The organism is Geodermatophilus telluris (genome assembly GCF_900102745.1).
GTDB classification, from domain to species: domain Bacteria; phylum Actinomycetota; class Actinomycetes; order Mycobacteriales; family Geodermatophilaceae; genus Geodermatophilus; species Geodermatophilus telluris.
In genome coordinates this window covers 154,754-175,205 of sequence record NZ_FMZF01000008.1, presented here as the reverse complement: position 1 = coordinate 175,205, position 20,452 = coordinate 154,754, and the positions used below count along the sequence as shown (strand labels likewise).

Here is a 20,452-nt window from a genome sequence, read left to right as displayed (position 1 = left end):
TGGTGCCGGTGGGGGTGGTGACGGTGAGGACGCCGTCGTCGTCCGTGGCGGAGGCAGCCGCGCCGTCGCGTGGGCGGCGAGCGCACCCTCCAGCTGCTGCACCCGTGCCAGGTCCGCGGTCCGGGACGGCTGCACCACCCGTCGATGCCGAGCTCGTCGGGCAGCCGCTCGGGCTGCTCGCCGAGCGGTCGCCGGCAGGCGTCGAGGGCACCCGGTGGCTGCACCGCCGGCCCCACGCCCCAGCCCTCCGACAGACCCCGGACCCACGGCCGGGGTACGACAGGAACCGGCCACTGAGCAGGGCGGACGGCGGTCAGTCGGTGACGACGACGCGGTCGCGGCCCTCGCGCTTGGCCCGGTAGAGGCGGGCGTCGGCACGGCCGAGGAGCTGGGCGGCGGTGCGGTCGGCGACCTCGGCGGTGCTCGCGGCGCCCACGCTGACCGTGACCGGCAGCCCGCCGGTCAGGCCCGCCCACGGGTGGGCGGCGACCGCGGCGCGGACCAGCTCCAGGTGGCGGGCCAGCGCGCCGGCGTCCGGGCCGGGCAGCACCAGCACGAACTCCTCGCCGCCGAGCCGGGCGGCGAAGGAGCCGGGACCGGGCGCGCCGGTCTCCTGCAGCAGCCCGGCGACGGCGCGCAGCACCTCGTCGCCCACCGCGTGCGAGCAGGTGTCGTTGACGGTCTTGAAGTGGTCGAGGTCGAGCAGTGCCACCCACACCAGCTCCGCGCCGGGCGCCTCGAGCAGGCGGGGCAGCTCCTCGTCGACGTAGCGGCGGTTGTAGAGGCCGGTCAGCGGGTCGCGCAGTGACAGCTCGCGCCAGCGGCGGCTCTGCCGGCGCGCCTCCGTCGTCTCGTACATCGCCTGCAGGGTGCGGGCGCGGGCGTCGCGCTGCGCCGACTGCAACTCGGTGAGCTCGGCGACGTGGCGCTTGTGCTCCTCGAAGGCGGCGCGGAAGTCGCCGGCCGCGGCGTGCAGCTCGGCCTGCTCGGCCCGGGCGCGCACCCGGATCGCGGTCAGCCCGTGCCGGCGGCAGCGGCGCACGCACTCGACCAGGGTGCGCTGCGCGGCGTCGACCGCGCCGCGGCGGCGCTGCACCTCGGCGAGGGTGAGCAGGAAGTCGGCGCCGGCGTCGCCGTCGGCGGAGGCGCCGAGCACCTCGGGCGCCAGGCCGGGGAGCAGCGCCGTCTCGGCCTCGTCGAACCGGCCCAGGCCCATGAGCGCGCGGGCCACGGTGTCGAGCCCGCCCACGTCCAGCGGCCTGCCGTGCTCGGCGGCCAGGGCCTGCATCCGGGTGCTGGCCGCCAGCGCGTCCTCGAACCGGCCGGCGAGCTGGTCGGTGTAGGAGCGGTTGTTGAGGATGCGCACCTGGCGGTCGACGTCGCCGAGCTCCTCGGCCAGCAGCAGCACCGCGGCGTAGCGCTCGGGGGCCGCGGCGTCGCGGGACAGGCCCAGGACGTCGGCCAGCCGCACGAGGTGGTCGACGCGCAGCGCCGGCGCGGCGTCGTCGTCGAGCAGGTCGACGGCGGACACGGCGTGCTCGAGCGCGCCGGAGAGGTCGCCGAGCTCCTGGAAGACCGCGGTCAGCACGAAGGAGGCGCGCGCCAGCAGGTGCCGGGCGTGCGCCTCGGTGGCCCAGCGGTGCACGTCCTGGGCGATCCGGCCGGCCTCGGCGACCGCGCCGCGGCGGCGCAGCAGGTCGGCACGCACCAGCCGGGCGCGCTGCTCGAGGTCGGCGCGCCCGAGCGCCGCGGCGTCCGCGACCGCCGCCTCCGCGCGGGCGGTGGCCTCCGCGGAGTCGAAGCGGCTCAGCGTCTCGAGCTCGTCGACGGCGGCCACCAGCCGGGCGAGGGCCTCCGTCGCCGGACCCACCTCCGGCCGGGCGGCGAGACTGGTCACGGAGGGGTCTTCGGCACGGGCGGCCCGCCGCACCAGGGACCCGGGGGCGGGTCCACCCGGACGGGTGACCGGCCCGGGGTCAGCCGGCGCCGGGCTCCCCGTCGTCGGGACCGGTGCGCACCGTCAGCGTCACGCCGTCGGCCAGCCGGTAGGGCGCCGTCGCCACCAGGTCGCCGACCACCCGGCGCAGCCGCGACACCTCCGCGCGCGCGGAGACCACGTGCTGGTCGTCGCCGAACAGGCCCCGGCTGAGCGCCCCCGCGGTCAGCCCCGCCCGGCCGGCCTCGGCGACGAGCACGAGCACCTGCGCCTGCCGGCGGGTCAGCCCGGCCGCCCACGGCCCTCCGCCGGAGCGCACCCGCAGCACCGGGGAGCCGGACAGGTCGACCTCGGCCGCCACCGGCTCGCGGGCGCCGCGGGGGCGCACCAGCCAGCCCTCGCCGAGCCGCTCGGGCGCGCACAGCCCGAGCCCGGCCACCGCGACCACCCGGCCCGCCCGGGGTGCGGCGACCCGCGACCGGACGGCGACGCCGGAGCTGTGCGCCACCCAGCCGTCGTCGTCGACCACCAGCAGCGGCCCCTGCACGCCGGCGAGCACCGGGCCCGCGCTGCGCCGCAGCCGCTCCAGCCGCTGCTCGTGGTGCCACAGCAGCCGCGACTCGGCCAGCCGCACCGAGGTCTCCACCAGCGCGCCGATGGCCGGGTGCAGGGTCAGCGCCGGCCCGCTCACGTCGACGACGCCGAGCAGCTCCCCGGTGACCGGCGAGTGGATCGGCGCGGCGCTGCAGTACCAGGGGTGCTGCGCCTGCTCGAAGTGCTCGGCGGAGAACAGCTGCACCGGCGCCGCCTCGGCCAGCGCCGTGCCGATGGCGTTGGTGCCCACGGCCGCCTCGGTCCAGGTGGCGCCCTCGGCGAAGCCGAGCCGGTCGGCGCGCAGCCGGGTGGCCGCCGCACCCTCCCGCCAGAGCACCACGCCCTCGGCGTCGGTGACCACGACGAGGAAGTGCGAGGCGTCGGCGACGCTGCCCAGCACCTGGCGCAGCTCGCCGATCACCAGCGACAGCGCCGAGCGGCGCCGCCGGGCCTCGACGGCGTCCAGCGGCAGCGGGTCGCGGCTGCCCCGCCGGCCGGGGTCGAGGCCCATGCCGAGCACCCGCGTCCACGACCGCTGCACCACCCGGCGCGGGGCCACCGGCGGCCGGCCGCCACCGATGACCGCGTCGTGCACCCGGGTGAGCACGCGGGCGTGGGTGGAGAGGTCCGTCCCGGGCGAGACCGCCGACCAGCCGGGCACCTGCACCTCCGCGTGCAATCCGCTGCAACCCTCCCGCCGACGTCCCGGAGGCGCTGTGCTGCACATCACACCACGTCAGAGCGACGGCGAGGAGGCCCTCCCCATGACGCAGACCCTCGACGCACCTCCCACGACCGCGGCCCGGAGGGCGCGCGACTGGTTCACCGCCCTCGAGGACGCGCTGCGCGCCCGCGACGTCGAGCGCGCCGCCGGCCTGTTCGCGCGCACCAGCTTCTGGCGCGACCTGGTCGCGTTCAGCTGGAACATCACCACCGTCGAGGACCGGGCCGGCGTCACCGACCTGCTCACCGCCACCCTCGACCGCACCGACCCCTCGGGCTTCGCCGTTCCCGACGAGCCCGAGGAGGCCGACGGCGTCACCACCGCCTGGTTCACCTTCGAGACGGCGGTCGGCCGCGGGCGGGGCCTGGCGCGGCTGGTCGAGGAGGACGGCGAGCTCCGGGCCTGGACGTTCCTCACCACGCTGTACGAGCTCCGAGGCCACGAGGAGCCCCGCGGCCCGGCGCGGCCCAAGGGCGCCGAGCACGGCGTCAACCGGGACCGGCAGACCTGGGCCGAGCGGCGGGCCCGCGAGGCGGTCGAGCTCGGCCGCACCACCCAGCCGTACGTGCTCGTCGTCGGCGGCGGGCAGGGCGGCATCGCGCTCGGCGCGCGGCTGCGGCAGCTCGACGTCCCGGCGCTCGTCGTCGACCGGCACGCCCGCCCCGGCGACCAGTGGCGCAGCCGCTACAAGTCGCTGTGCCTGCACGACCCGGTCTGGTACGACCACCTGCCCTACCTGCCCTTCCCCGACAACTGGCCGGTGTTCGCCCCCAAGGACAAGATCGGCGACTGGCTCGAGTCGTACGTGAAGGTCATGGAGATCCCGTACTGGGGCGGCACCGAGGTGCGCAGCGCCCACTACGACGACGCCGCCGGCGAGTGGACCGTCGTGGTGGTCCGCGACGGCCCTGGTCACGAGCGCGAGGAGCTCACCCTGCGCCCCAAGCAGCTGGTGCTGGCCACCGGGATGAGCGGCAAGCCGAACGTGCCCGTGCTGCCCGGCCAGGACGTGTTCCGCGGCGAGCAGCACCACTCCTCGGCCCACCCCGGCCCCGACGAGTACGCCGGCAAGAAGGTCGTCGTCATCGGCAGCAACAACTCCGCCTTCGACATCTGCGGGGCGCTCTGGGAGCACGGCGCCGACGTGACGATGGTGCAGCGCACCTCGACGCACATCGTCAAGAGCGACAGCCTCATGGAGATCGGCCTCGGCGCCCTCTACAGCGAGGAGGCGGTCGCCAGCGGCATGACCACCGAGAAGGCCGACCTGGTCTTCGCCTCCATCCCGTACCGGGTCATGCACGAGTTCCAGATCCCGCTGTACGAGCAGATGCGGGAGCGCGACGCCGACTTCTACCGCCGCATGGAGGACGCCGGCTTCCGGCTGGACTGGGGCGACGACGGGTCGGGCCTGTTCATGAAGTACCTGCGCCGCGGCTCGGGCTACTACATCGACGTGGGCGCCGCCGACCTGGTGGCCAACGGTGACGTGCAGCTGGCACACGGCCAGGTCGACCACCTCACCGAGGACGCCGTCGTCCTCGAGGACGGGACCGAGCTGCCGGCCGACCTCGTCGTCTACGCCACCGGGTACGGGTCGATGAACGGCTGGGCGGCCGACCTGATCAGCCCGGAGGTCGCCGACCGGGTGGGCAAGGTCTGGGGCCTGGGGTCGGACACCACCAAGGACCCCGGCCCGTGGGAGGGCGAGCAGCGCAACATGTGGAAGCCCACCCAGCAGGAGGCGCTGTGGTTCCACGGCGGCAACCTGCACCAGTCGCGGCACTACTCGCTCTACCTGGCGCTGCAGCTCAAGGCCCGCCAGGCCGGCCTCCCGACGCCGGTCTACGGCCTGCAGGAGGTGCACCACACCCGCTGAGCCGCCCGTCGCCGGGGGAGCCGCGCGCCCCCCGGCGCCGGTGCTCGCGCGGCGCTATGGTCGCCCGGTCGCCGACCGGCCAGCCGCGGGAGCCAGATGAACCTCGAGAAGGTGGTCTTCGGGTTCTTCGTGCTGCTCGCCGCCACGCTGAACTTCGGCTTCTTCCTCGGCGACATCTCCGACCCCGCGCTGCACAACGTCTACGAGCTGTTCGCCGCGCTGGTGGTCAGCCTGATCGCCACGGTGCTCAAGTTCGGCGACCGCACGCAGATCGGCGCCGTGCACCTGGCCACCAGCCTGGTCGCCGACCTGCAGCTGGTGGCCGCCACGCTCACCTGGGCGTGGGCGGTGCACATCTCCTCCGAGGGCCTCACCGACGTCGCGACGGCGAGCATGGTGTCGCTGTCGGGCGGCGCGCTGCTGGCCAACGTCGTCTCGGTGGTGCTGCTCGTCGTCGAGACCGTCTCCTTCCAGCGGCACTGACCCGCGCCCGCGACCCCGTGGAGACCGCCCCGCCGCCGCCCGTCACCACCCGGGGACGGCGCGGGCGCCGGCGGGCGCCGGTCGTCCCGCGGGCGGAGGGCTCGGCGACGGTGTTCGTCGTCCTCCGCCGCATGCGCGCGCCGCTCATCACGCTGATCACGATCTTCGCCGTCAGCGTGCTGGGCCTCTCCCTCGTCCCGGGCGTGGACGCCCAGGGGCAGCCGGCCCGGCTGAGCCTGTTCGACGCCTTCTACGTCATGAGCTACACGGCGACGACGATCGGCTTCGGTGAGATCCCGTACTCGTTCAGCTACGCGCAGCGGATGTGGGTGACCGGGACGATCTACCTGACGGTGATCGGCTGGGCCTACGCCATCGGCTCCCTGCTGTCGCTGGTGCAGGACCGCGCGTTCCGGCAGGCGCTGACGCTGCGGCACGTCTCGCGCAAGGTCACCCGGCTGCGCGAGCCGTTCCTGCTCGTCGCCGGGTACGGGCAGGCCGGCGAGACGCTCGGCGAGGCCCTCGACGCCCTCGGCCGCCGGTTCACCGTCGTCGACATCTCCGAGACGCGCATCGACACCCTGGAGATCGCCGGTCACCGGGCCGACGTGCCCGGCGTGGTGGGGGACGCGCGCGACCCGCACGTGCTCGGCGTCGCCGGGCTCGGGCACCCGTACTGCGAGGGGGTGCTCGCCCTCACCGGCGACGACGAGGCCAACCTGGCGGTGGCCATGGCCGCCGCGCTGCTGCGGCCCGAGCTCCCGCTGGTCACGCGCACCACCTCGGCCACGGTGGCCGAGCGGATGGCCCGCTTCGGCGCGCCGACGATCGTCAACCCCTTCGACCGCTTCGGCGACCACCTGCGGCTGGCGCTGCGGACCCCGGCGTCCTACCAGCTGATGACCTGGCTGGAGAGCGGCCCGGGTGCCGAGCTGACACCGCGGGGCACCGCGCCGGCGCCGGGCCGCTGGGTGGTGTGCGGCTACGGCCGGTTCGGCCGGCACTTCGCCGCCGACCTGCGCGCCGAGGGCCTGGAGGTGACCACCGTCGACCCCTCGCCGGCGGAGGAGCCCTCCGTCGTCGGGGACGCCGCGGACCCCGACGTCATCGGGCGCGCCGACCTCGCCACCGCCGTCGGCCTGGTCGCCGGCACCGACAACGACACGACCAACCTCTCGCTGGTCGCCGAGGCGCGGCGGACCAACCCGGGCCTGTTCGTCGCGGCGCGGCAGAACCAGCCCGCCGACGCCGCGCTGTTCGCCGCGATGGACGTCGACGCGCTGCTCGTGCCCACCGAGGTGGTCGCCCACGACGCCTACGCCCGGCTGAGCACGCCGCTGCTGTGGCGCTTCCTGCGCGAGCTGCCCCGGCAGAGCGACGAGTGGTCGGCCGGCGTCGTCGACCGGCTGCTCGACGCCTGCGGCAGGCACCTGGAGGCGCTGTGGAAGGTGCGGCTCACGCCCGAGGACGCGCCCGCGCTGCACCCCCGGCTGTCCCGTGGCGGCTTCCGCCTCGCCGACCTGCTGCGCGACCCAGCCGACCGCGACCAGACGCTGCTCGCCGTGCCGCTGCTGGTGCTGCGCGGGGACGAGGCGACCATGGCGCCGGGGACCGACCTGGTCCTCGAGCCGGGTGACGAGCTGCTGTTCGCCGGCCGCGCCGCCGTGCACCGGGAGGTGGAGGCGACGCTGTTCATCGACGGCGTGGCCGACTACCTGGCCACCGGCCAGCGGGTGCCGTCGAGCTGGATCTGGCGCAGGCTGAGCCGGTCGACACCGGCGCCGGACGCACCCGCAGCGACCTGAGCGGGCCGGTCGACGGGGGAGGACCGTGGCCGGGCAGGGGCTGGGACGCCGGGTGCTCGAGGGTCTCGGCGGGCGGGCCGGCCCGGTCCGGCCGCCGGAGCTGCGCACCGAGGGGGGCCGCTCCGCCTCCCGCCTGGAGCTGTTCTTCGACCTGGCCTTCGTCCTCGTCGTCGCCGAGCTCGCGGTCGCGCTGCGCGAGGACGTCACCTGGCACCGGTTCGGCGTCTTCGCCGGCCTGTTCGCCACGGTCTGGTGGTCGTGGGTCGGCTCGACGCTCTACGCCAACCGGTTCGACCACGACGACGTCGTGTACCGGCTCTACAAGCTCGCCAGCATGGCCGCCGTCGTCGGCCTGGCCGCCTCCGCGTCGGAGGCGACCGGGCGGCGGTTCGCCGTCTTCGTCGTCTGCCAGCTGCTGGTGCGGCTGGTGCTCGCCCTGCAGTACCACCGCGCGTACCGGCACGTGCCCGAGGCGCGGCCCGTCACCCGCCTGTACCTGGCCGGCGCGCTGGCGGGCGCGGCGCTGTGGGCGCTGTCGCTGGCCGTGCCCCGGCCGGTCGGATTCGCCCTGTGGGCCGCCGCCGTCCTGGTCGAGGCGCTCGTGCCCCTGCTGGCCACCCGGTCCTCGGCCGACGTCCCGCTGCACGTCGAGCACCTGCCCGAGCGCTTCGCGCTGTTCGTCATCCTCGTGCTGGGCGAGCCGGTGGCCGGCGTCGCCCGCGGGCTGTACGACGCGGACTGGTCGGGCGCGGCGCTGCCGGTGGCGGTGCTGGCGTTCACCCTCGCGGCCGGCCTGTGGTGGAGCTGGTTCGACCTGGCCGGCGCGCGCGCCAAGCACCTGCTCGACGAGGCCGGCCGGTCCAACGGCGCGCACGCCCACGACGTGTTCGTGTTCGGCCACCTGCCGCTGACCCTGGCGCTGGCCACCGTCGGTGCCGGGGTGGAGCTCGCCGTCGTGGAGGCCGGGGCCGGGGAGGTGCCGGCGGGGACCCGGCTGCTGGTGGCCGGCGGGGTGGCGGCCTACCTCGCCTCGGCCAGCGTGACGGCGTCGGTGATGACGGGAGAGGTGCGCCGCGGGTGGTGGTGGCCGCTGCTGGCCGCGGCCGTGGCGCTGCTCGACGCGCTGCTCGAGCTGCCCGCCGTCGCCGTCCTCGGCGCGCTCGCCGCGCTGGTGGGCGCCGTGGTGGTGGCCGGCCTGGTGGAGCGCTCCCACGGGCGGCTGGCGACCGAGGAGGTCTGAGCCGGGTCCGGCCGCCGCGTGAGCGGCGCCGCGGAACGGGTAGGCGCGACCGGTCCGGACAGCGACACGACGGGAGGCCCAGGATGGACCGGCAGGAGTGGACCCGGGTGGTGGAGGCGGCCACGCGCGCGCCGTCGATCCACAACACCCAGCCGTGGCTGTTCCGCGCCGACGGCGACCGGCTGACGGTGCGCACCGACCCCTCCCGGGCGCTGTCGGCCCTCGACCCCTCCGGCCGGCAGCGGGTGGTCAGCTGCGGCGTCGCGGTGGAGTTCGCCGTGGTCGCCCTGGCCGCCGACGGGCGCGGCACCGACGTCGACGTGCTGCCCGACCCCGCCGACCCCGACCTGCTGGCGACCGTCACGGTCACCGGCGCGCAGGAGCCCGACGACGAGGACCGGGAGCTCGCGCGGGCGATCGGCGCCCGGCACACCGAGCGGGCCCCGTTCCTGCCGCGGGCGGTGCCGGACGACCTCGTCGACCGGCTGCAGGCGGTGGCCGGCGCGTTCCGGGTGTGGTGCAAGCGGATCAGCGACGAGGACGAGGAGGTGGCCACGGTCTTCCTCCTCTCCCGCGCCGAGGAGATCGAGCAGGGCGAGCCGGAGTACCTCGCCGAGCTGGAGCGGTGGGTGCGCACCGACCCGGCGGCCGTCGACGGCGTCCCCGTCGGCGCGGTCCCGGGCGAGGACCCGGCCACCAGGCCGTCGAACTGGCTGGTCCGCGACTTCGTCGTCGGCACGCGCCCGCCGGGGCGCGCCGCCGGGAGCGACCCCGGCGGGCCGCCACCGGACGTCGAGCGGCCCACCGTCGTGGTGCTCGGCACCGACGCGGACGACCGGGCCGCCTGGCTGACCGCGGGGCGGGCCCTGGGCCGGGTGCTGCTGGAGGCCACCGTGGCCGGGCTGGCGGCCTCCCCGCTGACCCAGGCCCTCGACTGGCCGGCGACCCGCACCCAGCTGCGCTCCCGGCTGTCGCTGGGCGGGCACCCCCAGATGCTGCTGCGGCTCGGCTTCCCCTCCGGCGACCGCAGCCCGTCCACCAACCGCCGCCCGGTGGAGGAGGTGCTCGAGGTCGCCGGCTGACGTCCGCCGGGACCTCCGGCCCTGCCGCGCGCGGACTCCGCCGGGTGCACTGGTGCCGACCGGCCCCGTCGGCCGGCGAGGAGGTGCGCCGTGGAGCCGACGTCGCCCGGGGGAGCCGTCGTCGTGGGCGTCGACGGCTCCGCCTGCGCGCGGGAGGCGCTGACCTGGGCCGCGGTGCTGGCCGCGCGAGCGGGGATGGCGCTGACCGTGGTGCGGGCCTGGAGCATCCCGACCGCGCCGCGGCCGGACTGCTGGGAGCCCGGCTACGTGCCCCCGGTGACCGAGTACGAGCGGGCGGTGCGGCAGGCGGTCGCCGACGACCTCGCCGCGGCCGGCGTGCCGCCGGGCGTGCGGGTCGAGTGCCGGGCCGTGCACCGGGCGCCGGTCGACGCGCTGGTGGCCGCCGCGGACGGCGCCGACCTGCTCGTCGTCGGCGCCCGGGGCCGCGGCGGCGCGGCCGGCCGGCTCGTGGGGTCGGTGAGCTCGTCGGTGCTCCGGGCCGCGCCGTGCCCGGTGACCGTCGTCCGGTCGGGCACCGCGCACCGGCCGGAGGGGGCGTCCCGGGCTCCCGCCGAGACCCCGCACGCCGAGACCCCCCACGCCGACGAGCCGTCGACGGGCCGCCGGCACCCCTGGCTGCACCACGTGCCGGGCCGCCGCCGGTCCTGACCGCCGCCGCCGCTCGGCTGGGCTACCGGCGGGTGAGGCGCCCCAGCCCGACCCGGGCGGCGGTGCGCAGCAGGTGCGCGCGCTGGGCCGCGGGCAGCGCGGCGAACGTGCGGGCCATGGCCGCGGCGACCGCGGTGGGCGCGGCGCCGACGTCGAGGTAGGCCGCCCACGAGCGCTCCGGCAGGGTGAAGAACGCGGCGAAGAAGGCGTCGGTCGCCGCGGTGTCCAGCGGCAGCAGCACCTCCAGGCCGAGGTCCAGCAGCCCCGCCGTCGTCCGGCGGCGGGCCGCGCGCAGCACCGGCCGGGGGTCCTGCCCGGCCGCCAGCGCGCCGGCCACCCGCGGGCCCAGCCGCAGCGAGGACGCGACGCTGTAGCCGGTGGCCGGGTGCACCAGCCCCGCCGCCGCGCCCAGCACGGTGCCCGTCCGGCGGGGCGGGACGTCGAGCGGGATGGCCACCCGCTCGGCCTCCCCGGCCGGGCGCAGGCCGCGGTCGGCGAGCAGCGCGCCGAGGCGGGCGCGCAGGTGCTCCAGCGGCACCGGGGGGCGCGCGGCGAGCGACGTCGCCTCCAGCAGCACGGTGCCGTCGTCGAGGGGCAGGCCGTAGAGGAAGGCCGGCGGCGCGGCCGGGTCGGCGAGCGCGGCCCAGTCCATCAGCAGCGCTCCGCCGGGCGGGACCAGGTCCCCGACCGGGCCGGCCACCACCTCGCCCCAGGCCCGCTGCTGCGCGCTCCCCGGGCCGCCGCCGCGGGCGTCGAGCACCACCCGCGCCACCCGCTCGCCGCCACCGGAGAGGACGGCGACCTCGCGGCCGGCCTCGGCCCGCACCCCGGTCACCCGCCCGGGCACGACCTCGCCGCCGGACGACCGCAGCCGCTCGAGCAGCGCCGCGTGCAGCGCGCCGTTGCGCAGCCGGGCGTAGCCCCGCCGCAGCCGCCGCTCGCCACCGGCGGCGGTGCGGACGACGGTCGGCGCGTACGCCGCGGCCACCGCGCCCGGGTCGAGGCCGAGCGAAGGGGCGGCCGCCGCCAGCTCGTCGGCCCACAGGCAGTAGGTGGCCGGCCACACCCGCAGCGACGGGGCGACCAGCGCGGTGCGCAGCCCGGCCGCCGCGCACGCGGCCGCGGCCGACAGCCCCGCCGGCCCGGCGCCCGCGACCAGGACGTCGAGGGGGGCGGGCACCAGCGCAGCCGACCACACGCCGCCGGCGGTCGCAGCGCGGGCCCCGGCACGACGGTGCCGGCCGCCCCCCGAGGGGGACGGCCGGCACCGGGGGTGGGTCGGTCAGCGGCGGACGGAGCCGGTCGCCGCCTCCCGCAGCGCGTCCTCGCCGTCGCGCTGGCCGGGGCCGGCGTTGGTGGCCTGCTCCGGCAGCTCGGCCGCGGACGGGCCGTGGTCGTCGATCATGGTCGCCTCGTCGAAGCGGCTGCGGCCCGACAGCGCCGCGGACAGCTGGTCGCGGTCGAGCTCCTTCGTCCAGGTGGCGATGAGCACCGTGGCGATGGCGTTGCCCGCGAAGTTGGTCACCGCGCGCGCCTCGGACATGAACCGGTCGATGCCCACGATCAGGCCGACGCCGTCCAGGAGGTCCGGGCGGTGCGCCGAGAGCCCGCCGGCCAGGGTGGCCAGGCCGGCCCCGGTGACGCCCGCGGCACCCTTGGAGGCGATGATCATGAAGACCAGCAGGCCGATCTGCTCGCCGACCGACAGCGGGTCGCCCAGTGCCTCGGCGATGAACAGCGAGGCCATGGTCAGGTAGATGGCGGTGCCGTCGAGGTTGAAGGAGTAGCCGGTCGGCACGACGATGCCCGCGACCGGCGCGCTGACGCCGGCGTGCTCCATCTTGGCGATCAGGCGGGGCAGGGCGGTCTCCGACGACGAGGTGGAGACGATCAGCAGGAACTCGCGGCCCAGGTACTTCAGCAGCGAGAAGACGTTGACCTTGGCCACCAGCCGCAGGATCAGGCCGAGGATGACGAAGACGAACACCGCGCAGGTGGCGTAGAAGCCCAGCATGATGATCGCCAGGCTCTTCAGCGCGTCGATCCCGGTCTCGCCGACGACGGCGGCGATCGCACCGAAGGCGCCGATCGGGGCGGCCCACATGACCATCGCCAGGATGCGGAAGACCAGCTTCTGGAAGTGGCCGATGCCGCGCAGGATCGGCTCGCCCGAGCGGCCCATGGCCTGGATGGCGAAGCCGGTGAGCAGGGCGACGAGCAGCGCCTGCAGCACCGACCCGTCGGTCAGCGCCGAGACCAGCGTGGTCGGGATCAGGCCGAGGATGAAGTCGGTGGTGCCGCCGGACTCCTCGGCCGTGCCGGCCAGCTCGGCACCCGCGCCGCGCAGCTCGTCGGACAGCTGCAGCCCGTCACCGGGGTGCAGGATGTTGCCGACCACCAGGCCGATGGCCAGGGCGACGGTCGACATGAGCAGGAAGTAGCCCAGCGCCAGCCCGCCGATCCGGCCGACCTTGGCCGCCTGCCGGATGGCGCCGATGCCCAGCACGATCGTGCAGAAGATGACCGGCGCGATGAGCATCTTGATGAGGCCGACGAAGGCCGTGCCCAGCCACTTGAGGCTGACGGCGAACTCGGGGAACGCGAAGCCCACCGCGATGCCGAGGACGACGGCGGCGATGACGGCGATGTAGAGCCAGTGCGTGCGGTCGCGCCTGGCGGCGGACGGCCCGGTCGCGGTGCCTGCGGCCATGGACTGCTCCTGGGAGTCGTGGGCGGGCGCCCGGGTCGTCCCGGGCGGTGGTGGCTCCCAGTGGGCCGGACGCCGTGACCGGCGTCACGCATGCGTTCATTGCGTTCACGGTCCCCCGCCCACGGCGGGACACTGCGGAGCGTGCCGATCCTCACCCGCCGCGGGCCGGCCCGCACGGGGACGAGCCTGGCCCGCCAGCTGCTGTGGCTGCAGGCCCTCGTCCTGCTCGCCGTCGTCACCACCGCCACCGTCGTCGCCTACCTCGACGCCCGCGCGGCCCTCGAGCGCGCGGCCGCGCAGCGCACCACCGCGGTGGTCGAGAGCCTGGCCGACTCGCCGCTGGTGGCCGACGCCGTGGCCGCCGGCGACGCGACCGCGGTGCTGCAGCCCGTCGTCGAGCAGGTCCGCGCCGACACCGGGCTGTCGTTCATCACCGTCATGGCGCCCGACCGCACCCGCTTCACCCACCCCGACCCGGCGCAGATCGGCCGTCCCTTCGTCGGCACGGTGGCGCCGGCGCTGGCCGGGGAGACCTTCACCGAGACCTACACCGGCACGCTCGGGCCGTCGCTGCGCACCACCGGACCGGTGTTCGACGCCGACGGCGACGTCGTCGCGCTGGTGTCGGCCGGGCTCACCGTCGACGTCGTCGGCGCCGACCTCGCGGCGGCGGTGCCGGGCATCCTCGGCACCGCGGCGGTCACCCTCGCCGTCGGCGGGCTGGGCAGCTGGGCGATCAGCCGCCGGCTGCGCCGCCAGACCGGGGGCCTGGACGCGGGCACGATGGCGGCGCTGCTGGAGCACCACGAGGCGGTGCTGCACGCCGTCCGGGAGGGGCTGCTGCTGCTCGACCGCGACGGTCGGGTGACCCTGGCCAACGACGAGGGCCGCCGGCTGCTCGGCCTCGACGGCGACCCCGCCGGGCGCCGGCTCGACGAGCTGGGCCTGCCTCCCGAGCTGGCCGCGGCGCTGGGCGCCGCCGAGCGCGGCGTGGACGAGGTGCACCTGACCGACACCCGCGTGCTGCTGGTCAACCGCTCGCCCGCGCGCTCGCCGGGCGGTGCGGGCTCGGTGGTCACCCTGCGCGACCACACCGAGCTGCAGGCGCTCACCGGCGAGCGCGACAGCGTGCGTGCCTTCGCCGAGTCGCTGCGCGCCCAGGCGCACGAGGCCGCCAACCGGCTGCACGCCACCGTCTCGCTGGTGGAGCTGGGCCGCAGCCAGGAGGCCGTCGAGTTCGCCACCGCCCAGCTCGCCACCGCGCAGGAGCTCACCGACCGGGTGGTCGGCGCGGTGGAGGAGCCGGTGCTGGCGGCGCTGCTGCTGGGCAAGGCGGCCACCGCCGCCGAGCGCGGGGTGCGCCTGGAGGTCGATCCGGACACCTCGGTGGGCGTCACCGGCATCCCGGGCGGGGACCTGGTCACGGTCGTGGGCAACCTGCTCGACAACGCCATCGACGCCGCGCTGGCCGGGGAGCCGCCGCGCGAGGTGCAGGTGGGTGTCTGGGACGACGGCGACCGGCTGGAGGTGCGGGTCGAGGACAGCGGGCCCGGGCTGGCCGAGGAGGACGTCGAGCGGGTCTTCCGGCGCGGCTGGTCGACCAAGGCCGACCCCGACGGCGCGCCGGCCGGCCTGGGGCGCGGGCTGGGCCTGGCGCTGGTCCAGCAGGCGGTGCGCCGGCACGGCGGCACGGTCACCGTGCGGCCGGGGCCCGGGGCGGAGTTCCGGGTGTCGATCCCGCTGTCGGTGCCGGCGGGGGCGTCGCGGTGATCCGGGTGCTGGTGGTCGAGGACGAGCCGGTGGCCGCCGAGGCGCACCGGGCCTACGTCGACCGCACCGACGGCTTCACCACCGTCGGCGTCGCGGGCACCGGGGCCGCGGCGCTGGCCGCGCTGGGGCGCACCGCCGTCGACCTCGTGCTGCTCGACCTGCACCTGCCCGACGCCTCCGGCCTGGACCTCTGCCGGCGGATCCGGGCCGCCGGTGCCGACGTCGACGTCCTCGCCGTCACCTCGGCCCGCGAGCTGGCCACGGTGCGCGCCGCGGCGGTGCACGGCGTGGTCGGCTACCTGCTCAAGCCGTTCACCTACCCGGCGCTGCGCGACCGGCTGGTGGCCTACGCCGAGTACCGGGCGCGGCTGACCGGCGGGGGCGAGGCGGCCGGGCAGGCCGACATCGACCGGGTGCTGGGCACCGTCCGCCCGTCGCGGTCGGCGCCGCTGCCCAAGGGCATGGGCCGCGAGACGCTGGACGCCGTCGTCACCGCCGTCCGGCAGGCGACGGGGGTGTCGGCGGCCGAGACCGCGGAGCTCATCGGCGCCTCGCGGATCACCGCCCGCCGCTACCTGGAGTACCTCGCCGAGACCGGGCTGGTGGACCGGGTGCCCCGCTACGGCGGCGCCGGCCGGCCCGAGCTGGAGTACCGCTGGCGGTGAGCGCTCAGGCCGGGTCGCCGTCGACGTAGACCCACCGGCCGTCGACGCGGCGGAACCGGCTGCGCTCGGCCTGCACGTGGTCCTCGCCGCCCGCGCGGGCGTGCGCGCGGAAGGTGACCGTGCCCTCGGCGTCGAACAGGCCACCACCGGTGGTGGCGAGCACCTCCAGGCCGGTCCAGCGCAGCGCCGGGTCGAGCGCCAGGCCGCGCGGCCGGGTGGCCGGGTCCCAGGTGTCCTGCAGGTAGGCGGCGTCGCCGACGGCGAAGGCGCTGTACCGAGAGCGCATCAGCTGCTCGGCGGTGGCCGCGGCCGCCGTCCCGTCGTGCAGCCGCCCGCAGCACTCCGCGTAGGGCAGGCCGGTGCCGCAGGGGCAGCGCTCGGGCGTCACGGCGCCATCCTGGGCCCGCGACGGGTGCCGCTCCACGGCGCTCTGCGGGCGGGTTCCGTGCCGCTCCGGCGCGATCGGGCCGGCAGCGCGCGGAACGCGCCCGCAGAGGTGGCCGCCACCTAGTCCTCGGCGATCCAGACGGCGGTGTCGGGCGGCAGCGCCACCGAGCCGGCCGAGGTGTGCACCCCGGGGCCGGACTCCAGCAGCACCTCGCCGCGCGAGCGGACCCACGCGGTGTCGGTGCCCATGTTGACCACGCAGCGCACGGTGCGCCCCTGCCCGGTGCAGCGCACGGTCAGCACGTCGCCGCGGGTGCTCACGGTGGCCTCGCCGGTGCCCAGCGCCGGGTGCTCGGCACGCACCGCCAGCGCCTCGCGGTAGAGGTGCAGCACCGAGCCGGAGTCGCGGGTCTGCCGGGAGACGGCGTGCCGCCGCCACTCGGCGGGCACCGGCAGCCACGGCTTCGCGGCGCCCGCGGGGGAGAAGCCCACGCCGGCCGTCGCGTTCCACGGCATCGGGACCCGGCAGCCGTCGCGGCCGGCGCGCTCGCCGCCGCTGCGGAAGAAGATCGGGTCCTGCTTGGCCTCGTCGGGCACGTGCGCCTGCGGCAGGCCCAGCTCGTCACCGGCGTAGACGTAGGCCGAGCCGGGCAGCGACAGCAGCAGCAGCGCGGCCGCGCGGGCGCGGGCCAGGCCGGTCTCGCTGCCGCCGAAGCGGCTGACCATGCGGTCCTTGTCGTGGTTGCCCAGCACCCACGACACCGGGGCGCCCACCCGGCCGAACGCGTCGAGCGCGCTGCCGATCGCCTCGGCGAACGCCGGCGTCTCCCACCGCGACTTCAGCAGCCGGAACGACAGCGACTGGTGCAACTCGTCGGGCCGCGAGTAGAGGGCCACCTCGTCGAGGTCGGCCAGGCAGACCTCGCCCACCAGCATGGTGTCCGGGTACTCGTCGCACACCGACCGCCACCGACGCCAGACGTCGTGCACCTCGGGCTGGTTCCAGGTCATCGCCTGCTCGGGGCCGTGCCCGAAGAGGGTGGGGGAGTAGCTGCCGGGGTTGTCGCGCAGCTCCGGGTCCTTGTACAGGCCGTAGGCGACGTCGACGCGGAAGCCGCTCACGCCGCGGTCGAGCCAGAAGCGCAGCGTGCGCTCGAAGTCCTCGGCCACCACCGGGTCGCGCCAGTTGAGGTCGGGCTGCTCGGGGGCGAACAGGTGCAGGTACCAGCGGCCGTCGGGGGTGCGCGACCAGGCCGGGCCGCCGAACAGCGAGCGCCAGTTGTTCGGCGGCTCCTCCGACGGCGGGGCGAAGTGGTAGCGCGACGCCTCCGGGGCGTCGGGGTCGGCCAGCGCCGCCTGGAACCAGGGGTGCCGGTCGGAGGTGTGGTTGGGGACGACGTCGAGCACGACGCGCAGGCCCAGCTGCCGCGCGTCGGCCACCAGCGCCTCGACGTCGGACACGTCGCCGTACTCGGGGTCCACGGCGCGGTAGTCGACGACGTCGTAGCCGCCGTCCGCCCCGCCCGAGGGGTAGTGCGGGTTGATCCACAGCGCGTCGACGCCCAGCCACGACAGGTAGGGCAGGCGGGCGCGCAGGCCGGCCAGGTCGCCGATGCCGTCGCCGTTGCCGTCGGCGAACGAGCGCAGGTACACCTGGTAGACGACGGCCGAGCGCCACCAGGGCTGCTCCTGGGCGGGAGCCGGCCGGGACCACGGCTGCTGGCCGGCGGCGGTGCCGGCAGCGACGAGTCGAGCGGACATGCGGAGAGGATCGGCCCCCCGGGCGGTCTGCTGACCCACCCGTGATCACGAAGGGTGAGAAACGCCTTGTCAGGTGTCGCCGAAAAGGCTGGTGGCGGTGGCGTGGCCCACACCGCGGATGCCCCGGACGGGTGAGGGCGTTGCACCAGCCGTCCCACGAGTCACGAGCCGCCCGACGGGGCGGTACAGGAAGAACCGATGAACAGCACAGGGACCACCCCGGTGGTCGGCCGCGCCGTCTGCCACCGCCACCCCCGGCACGTCTGGATCGCCAGCTGCCCCGACTGCACCTCCTGGCACCTCGCCGTCCTGCGCGCCGGCCGGCAGGCCCGCCCGGCGGTGTCCCGCCCGCGCACGGACGACGACGTCGCCCCGCAGGTCGCCTGAGCACATCCCTCCCGACGCCCCTCCGGCCGCCCGGCCGGAGGGGCGTCGGCGTCCCGCGCGAGGGACTGCTGCTCCCGATCCGGGCACGACTGGGCTGGAGGACGTGCGCGCGGTTCCGATGCTCCGGGGGAACGGCGGACGAGGTCTGCCTCCAGCGGTGCAGGAGTTCTCCCGTGACACAGCCACACGGCGGCCGGCCGGACCCCGAGGACGGCGGCGGCCCGACGGTCCCCCCGACCCGGCCCGGCCTGCCTCTCCCGCCGGGCCACTCTCCGGCGTCCGACGACCGCCCCACGGCCGCCTTCCCGGTGTCCCCGCCGCCCGGCTCCGGTCCGCCGCCGCAGTTCGGGGCGCCGCCGCAGTTCGGCCCGCCACCGGGGTTCGGGGCGCCGCCGCAGTTCGGTCCGCCACCCGGGTTCGGTCCGCTGCCGTTCGGTCCGCTGCCGTTCGGTCCGCCGCCGCAGTTCGGCGGGCCGCCCTTCCCGCCGTCGGGTGCCGTGCCCCCGGGCGCCTGGCCGCCCGCGCCGGCCGGCGCGGGGGCGCCCGCCCCCTGGTACCGGCGGAAGCGCTACGCCATCCCCGCCGGTGTGCTGGCGCTGGCCGTGCTGGGGGCCGTGGTGGCGCCGCAGGAGGACACCGGCACCTCCCCCGCGGCCGCCCGGCCCAGCGCGTCCGCCACGGCCACGTCGACGCCGGCGAGCTCCGCCGCCCCGACCGCGCAGGCCGACGTGGTCGCCCCGACCACCGCGCCGTCGCCGTCCGCCACGGTCCCGGTGCCCGCGCCGCGCACCACCGTGCCGGCCCCGGCCCCGGCCCCGGCCCCCGCTCCGGCCCCGGCCCCCGCTCCCGCTCCGGTGCCGGACCTGACCATGGGGCAGCGGAACGCGCAGGCCTCCGCCGGTGACTACCTCGAGTTCACCTCGTTCTCGCGGTCGGGCCTCGTGGAGCAGCTGGAGTACGAGGGGTACTCCACCGCCGACGCGACCTGGGCCGTCGACAGCCTGGGCGTGGACTGGAACGAGCAGGCCGCCCGGTCCGCCCAGGAGTACCTCGAGTTCACCTCGTTCTCGCGGTCGGGCCTCGTCGAGCAGCTGGAGTACGAGGGCTTCACCCCCGAGCAGGCCGAGTACGGCGTGAGCCGGGCGGGGTTCTGAGCCGCCGCGACCGCAGCGACGAGCTCCGCCGTCCCCGACGCCCCTCCGGCTCCCCGGCCGGAGGGGCGTCGTCGTCGGCGGGGAAGGCCGGGGGTGCCCGCCTGGTTCACTGCGGTCGAGCGTTCAACGGTGGTGCCTCCGCCGGCGCCGGCAGGACTGGAGGGACCCCGTGCACCTCGGCGTCGACAGCTTCGTGGCGGCGGTGACCGACCCCTCGACGGGACGCGTCGTCGGACCGGCGGAGCGCATGGAGCACCTGCTCGAGGAGATCGCGCTGGCCGACCGGGTGGGCCTGTACTCCTTCGGCATCGGCGAGCACCACCGGCCCGAGTACTACGACTCCGCGCCGCCGGTCATCCTGGCCGCGGCAGCCGCGCGCACCGAGCGCATCCGGCTGGGGAGCGCCGTCGCCGTCCTGTCGGCGGCCGACCCGGTCCGGGTGTTCCAGCAGTTCGCCACCCTCGACCTCCTCGCGAAGGGGCGCATCGACCTGGTGGTGGGCCGCGGCTCGTTCACCGAGGCGTTCCCGCTGTTCGGCCTGTCGCTGGCCGACTACGACGAGCTGTTCGACGAGAAGCTCGACCTGCTGCTGCGCATCCGCGCGTCCGAGCACGTCACCTGGTCGGGCCGGCACCGCCCGGCGCTCACCGGCCAGGGCGTCTACCCGCGCCCGCTGCAGGACCCGCTGCCGGTCTGGGTCGGCGTCGGGGGCTCGCCGGAGTCCTTCGTCCGCGCCGGGCTGCTCGGCCTGCCGCTGATGGTGGCGATCATCGGCGGGGAGCCGCGGCAGTTCGCGCCGCTGGTCGACCTCTACCGCCGCGCCGGGGCCCAGGCCGGGCACGCCCCCGAGACACTGCGGGTCGGCCTGCACGTGTTCGGCTACGTCGCCGAGAGCACCCGGGCCGCGGCCGACACCATCTACCCGGGCTGGCACGAGATGTTCACCAAGGTCTCCCGCGAGCGCGGCTTCGCCCCGCCCACCCGGGCGCAGTTCGACGCCACCAGCGGGCCGGACGGCGCCTTCTTCACGGGCGACCCCGACACCGTCGCCGAGAAGCTGGTGCGCATCTCCGGCCAGCTCGGCGGCGTCGACCGCGTCGCCATCCAGATGACCAACCCGCGGCTGGCGCACGCCGACCTGCTGCGCGGCATCGAGCTGCTCGGCACCGAGGTGGCGCCGCGGGTGGCCGCCGCCTGACCCAGCAG

At 76.7% G+C, this 20,452-nt stretch carries 17 protein-coding genes; 11 read left to right on the top strand and 6 right to left on the bottom strand.

What is annotated here, in order from left to right:
- Positions 1 to 313: 313 nt before the first annotated feature.
- Together BLQ97_RS21870 and BLQ97_RS21865 are read right to left on the bottom strand one after the other, a co-directional pair.
- A complete protein-coding gene (locus tag BLQ97_RS21870; protein WP_091369168.1) occupies positions 314 to 1,897 on the bottom strand; it encodes a GGDEF domain-containing protein in 1,584 nt (527 codons plus the stop codon).
- Between the two features lie 79 nt (positions 1,898 to 1,976).
- Positions 1,977 to 3,191 (bottom strand): GAF domain-containing protein, encoded by a 1,215-nt coding sequence (locus BLQ97_RS21865; protein WP_091369166.1) that lies wholly within the window; start codon positions 3,189 to 3,191, stop codon positions 1,977 to 1,979.
- A 103-nt stretch (positions 3,192 to 3,294) separates the two neighbouring features.
- Here BLQ97_RS21865 and BLQ97_RS21860 point away from each other — a divergent pair, with 103 nt between their 5' ends.
- The 6 genes from BLQ97_RS21860 to BLQ97_RS21835 all read left to right on the top strand — a co-directional run bounded on the left by BLQ97_RS21860 (position 3,295) and on the right by BLQ97_RS21835 (position 10,412).
- Positions 3,295 to 5,133, top strand: a complete 1,839-nt coding sequence (locus BLQ97_RS21860) for a flavin-containing monooxygenase (RefSeq protein ID WP_091368996.1) — start codon at positions 3,295 to 3,297, stop codon at positions 5,131 to 5,133.
- Between the two features lie 96 nt (positions 5,134 to 5,229).
- Positions 5,230 to 5,616, top strand: coding sequence for a DUF6394 family protein (locus BLQ97_RS21855; RefSeq protein ID WP_091368995.1), 387 nt, complete (start codon positions 5,230 to 5,232; stop codon positions 5,614 to 5,616).
- A gap of 17 nt (positions 5,617 to 5,633) precedes the next feature.
- Positions 5,634 to 7,421 (top strand): NAD-binding protein, encoded by a 1,788-nt coding sequence (locus tag BLQ97_RS21850; protein WP_245692622.1) that lies wholly within the window; start codon positions 5,634 to 5,636, stop codon positions 7,419 to 7,421.
- Positions 7,422 to 7,446: 25 nt separating this feature from the next.
- Positions 7,447 to 8,661 (top strand): low temperature requirement protein A, encoded by a 1,215-nt coding sequence (locus BLQ97_RS21845; protein WP_091368992.1) that lies wholly within the window; start codon positions 7,447 to 7,449, stop codon positions 8,659 to 8,661.
- A gap of 83 nt (positions 8,662 to 8,744) precedes the next feature.
- On the top strand, positions 8,745 to 9,743 hold the full coding sequence (locus tag BLQ97_RS21840) for an Acg family FMN-binding oxidoreductase (protein ID WP_091368990.1): 999 nt from the start codon (positions 8,745 to 8,747) through the stop codon (positions 9,741 to 9,743).
- Positions 9,744 to 9,833: 90 nt separating this feature from the next.
- Positions 9,834 to 10,412, top strand: a complete 579-nt coding sequence (locus BLQ97_RS21835; RefSeq protein ID WP_091368987.1) for a universal stress protein — start codon at positions 9,834 to 9,836, stop codon at positions 10,410 to 10,412.
- 22 nt (positions 10,413 to 10,434) lie between these two features.
- Here the strand turns inward: BLQ97_RS21835 and BLQ97_RS21830 are convergent, their stop codons facing one another.
- Entirely contained in the window at positions 10,435 to 11,592 is a 1,158-nt protein-coding gene (locus tag BLQ97_RS21830; protein ID WP_175471871.1) for a lycopene cyclase family protein, read from the bottom strand.
- A gap of 102 nt (positions 11,593 to 11,694) precedes the next feature.
- On the bottom strand, positions 11,695 to 13,122 hold the full coding sequence (locus tag BLQ97_RS21825) for a cation:dicarboxylate symporter family transporter (RefSeq protein ID WP_091368982.1): 1,428 nt from the start codon (positions 13,120 to 13,122) through the stop codon (positions 11,695 to 11,697).
- 141 nt (positions 13,123 to 13,263) lie between these two features.
- On the opposite strand from BLQ97_RS21825, the gene BLQ97_RS21820 reads away from it, so the two are divergent.
- The gene (locus BLQ97_RS21820) at positions 13,264 to 14,892 is read left to right on the top strand and encodes a sensor histidine kinase (protein WP_245692620.1); all 1,629 of its coding nucleotides are present in this window, start codon (positions 13,264 to 13,266) and stop codon (positions 14,890 to 14,892) included.
- Positions 14,889 to 15,557 carry a response regulator gene (locus BLQ97_RS21815; RefSeq protein ID WP_091368978.1) on the top strand — a complete coding sequence of 223 codons (669 nt, stop codon included), beginning with the start codon at positions 14,889 to 14,891 and terminating at the stop codon, positions 15,555 to 15,557. The genes BLQ97_RS21820 and BLQ97_RS21815 overlap by 4 nt, the downstream gene beginning before the upstream one ends.
- Positions 15,558 to 15,561: 4 nt before the next feature.
- On the opposite strand, the gene BLQ97_RS21810 is transcribed toward BLQ97_RS21815, so the two are convergent.
- Positions 15,562 to 15,945 (bottom strand): YchJ family protein, encoded by a 384-nt coding sequence (locus tag BLQ97_RS21810; RefSeq protein ID WP_091368975.1) that lies wholly within the window; start codon positions 15,943 to 15,945, stop codon positions 15,562 to 15,564.
- Between the two features lie 119 nt (positions 15,946 to 16,064).
- Positions 16,065 to 17,705 (bottom strand): glycoside hydrolase family 13 protein, encoded by a 1,641-nt coding sequence (locus BLQ97_RS21805; protein ID WP_139173785.1) that lies wholly within the window; start codon positions 17,703 to 17,705, stop codon positions 16,065 to 16,067.
- 198 nt (positions 17,706 to 17,903) lie between these two features.
- On the opposite strand from BLQ97_RS21805, the gene BLQ97_RS23140 reads away from it, so the two are divergent.
- The 3 genes from BLQ97_RS23140 to BLQ97_RS21790 all read left to right on the top strand — a co-directional run bounded on the left by BLQ97_RS23140 (position 17,904) and on the right by BLQ97_RS21790 (position 20,444).
- Positions 17,904 to 18,092, top strand: a complete 189-nt coding sequence (locus tag BLQ97_RS23140; protein WP_139173784.1) for a hypothetical protein — start codon at positions 17,904 to 17,906, stop codon at positions 18,090 to 18,092.
- Between the two features lie 173 nt (positions 18,093 to 18,265).
- Positions 18,266 to 19,246, top strand: a complete 981-nt coding sequence (locus BLQ97_RS23700) for an Ltp family lipoprotein (RefSeq protein ID WP_217637315.1) — start codon at positions 18,266 to 18,268, stop codon at positions 19,244 to 19,246.
- 169 nt (positions 19,247 to 19,415) lie between these two features.
- Positions 19,416 to 20,444 (top strand): LLM class flavin-dependent oxidoreductase, encoded by a 1,029-nt coding sequence (locus BLQ97_RS21790; RefSeq protein WP_091368969.1) that lies wholly within the window; start codon positions 19,416 to 19,418, stop codon positions 20,442 to 20,444.
- The last annotated feature ends 8 nt before the right edge of the window (positions 20,445 to 20,452 follow it).